Annotated in this window: 1 protein-coding gene; it reads right to left on the reverse strand. The window is 50.0% G+C overall.

Annotated features, from left to right (window positions below; genetic code table 11):
- Window positions 1-678, reverse strand: a 678-nt coding sequence (locus ACOCD2_RS24015) for a helix-turn-helix domain-containing protein (protein ID WP_293653739.1), incomplete at its 3' end; no start/stop codon positions are given.
- Between the last annotated feature and the right edge of the window lie 30 nt (window positions 679-708).

Below are 708 nucleotides of genomic sequence, written 5' to 3' on the forward strand. Positions count from 1 at the left end.
AAGAAAGGCGGGTGACATATCACATACCGCTTCCTGAATCACTGATGGCTCGCCTTTATGCGTTTTCAGGAAATCGGAAAATTCTGCCACGGTTTGCTTGCCCTTACCGGAGGTGACAAATAGTACAGGCTCTTTTCGTCGCTCCATGTCGATGAATACGGTGACATAGTTATGGCCCCGTTTGCTCGCTGTCTCGTCCAGCCCAACCGCTTTGACATCGGACAAATCAAACTGCTCAATGGCTTGACCAACATAGTGGTCGACAATGCGCCATAAACGCTTGTCAGTGATTTCAATAATCCGAGCGGCTGCGTTGACCGGCATCTCCCGAACCAGGGTCAAAGCCGCTTGCTCGAACAGCAAGGTAAAAGCACTGCCTTTACGCGCCCAGGGTACATCGATCAACTTAACACCATGTTCGGAACATTTCACACGAGGGACTGAGGCATGGATATAGCAGTGATGCTGAAAGAAATTCAGGTGGCGCCAGGTTTTTTCCTGGAAATCATGCGCCTTACACAACTGACCACATTCGGGGCAAGCGTACTTCGAACCACGCTCCGCCTTAACTTCCAGATGAAGTTCATGCGGCTGTTTACTCGTATCCAAGTGTTGATTCATCAGTTTCCAGGGAGACTGAATCCCCAATCCCAGTAGCAGTATCTCGTTGCCGTCCACGTCTTTTCCTCATGCCAGTATTTGGCGCTA

The organism is Thiolapillus sp. (assembly GCF_048562965.1).
GTDB lineage: Bacteria > Pseudomonadota > Gammaproteobacteria > Chromatiales > Chromatiaceae > Thiolapillus > Thiolapillus brandeum_A.